The sequence below is a fragment of the Cupriavidus basilensis genome, assembly GCF_029335485.1.
Classification (GTDB): domain Bacteria; phylum Pseudomonadota; class Gammaproteobacteria; order Burkholderiales; family Burkholderiaceae; genus Cupriavidus; species Cupriavidus basilensis_E.
This window is the reverse complement of the sequence record NZ_JARJLM010000612.1, coordinates 1-1,237: the sequence shown is the minus strand read 5'-3', so window position 1 is coordinate 1,237 and position 1,237 is coordinate 1. Positions and strand designations below refer to the sequence as shown.

Sequence of the window (1,237 nt, the reverse complement as noted above, 5' to 3'; positions counted from 1 at the left end):
GGTGTTAGCGTCTGTGCCGCGGCAAGAGAACTGGCGCAGCGTGCGGCAAGGGCATCCGCCGGGGTGCGGTCCGGCATTCGGCAGCGACAGTCAAAACCCGCAGATCGATCCGCGCAATGCTTCTTTGGCGCCACCGGACCGTATCGATAAATTGGCCGGCTTCCCGCGGGACGATGCCCCGCCCGAGCCGATGCCGAACCAAACAGGAGAAACCTTGAAACCCGCCAAACTGCTGCGCGCGCTAGTCCCCACCTTCGCCACCGTGGCCGCCCTGGCCGCCACCGCCCTGGCCAGCGCGCCGGCGATCGCCCAGAACGACCGTCCGTTGCGCATCCTGGTGGGCTATCCCGCCGGCGGCACCGCCGACCTGGCCGCACGCCTGATCGGAGACAAGCTGCGCGAAGAACTCAAGCAGACGGTCGTGATCGAGAACAAGCCCGGCGCCGGCGGCCGGCTGGTGATGGACTACGCCCGTACCCTGCCCGCCGACGGCAATACGCTGGTGGTAGCCAACTCGGCCGTGATGACCATCGCCCCGCTGGTCTACCGCAAGCTGAACTACGACATCCAGCGCGACTTCACCCCGGTGGCGCAAACCGCCAACTTCCAGCTGGCCCTGGCGACAGGCCCCGGCACCCCGGCGAAAACGCTCAAGGAATACATCGACTGGCTCAAGACCAATCCCGCCCGCAACAACTCCTACGCATCGCCGGCGCTTGGCAGCATTCCGCACTTCTTTGGCCTGCTGTTCGGCAAGCAGGTCGGCGTGGAAATGCTGCATGTCCCGTTCAATGGCTCCGCGCCGCTGATGAATGCCCTGGTGGGCGGGCAGGTGCCGGCCTCGGTCGATACGCTGGCGGACCTTACCGAGATGCACCGTGCGGGAAAGATCCGCGTGCTGGCGAGTTCGGGGACGCACCGGTCGATGGCCCTGCCGGATGTGCCTACGTTCAGCGAGCTTGGCTATAAAGATATCGAAGGCCTCGGCCGGTATGGGTTCCTGGCGCCCGCCGGCGTGCCGAAGGCAACCATCGACAGGCTGAATGCAGCGATCGTGCATGCGGTGCAGTCGCAGGACTTGCGGGAGCGGTTCCTGAAGCTTGGGCTGGAGCCGCAGACCGGGAGCGCGGAGCAGTTTGGGAAGGTTTTGGCTGCGGATGCGGGGAGGTGGGGGCCGGTGGTTAAGGTGTCAGGTTATACGGGGGATTAGGAAAACAGTTGGCTATTTTTTATCTTA

The 1,237-nt window shown here is 65.0% G+C and carries 1 protein-coding gene; it reads left to right on the top strand.

Translation table 11 applies throughout. From position 1 onward, the window contains the following. The first annotated feature begins 214 nt into the window (after nt 1-214). A complete protein-coding gene (locus P3W85_RS37670) occupies nt 215-1,210 on the top strand; it encodes a Bug family tripartite tricarboxylate transporter substrate binding protein (protein ID WP_276268537.1) in 996 nt (331 codons plus the stop codon). Nucleotides 1,211-1,237: the final 27 nt, after the last annotated feature.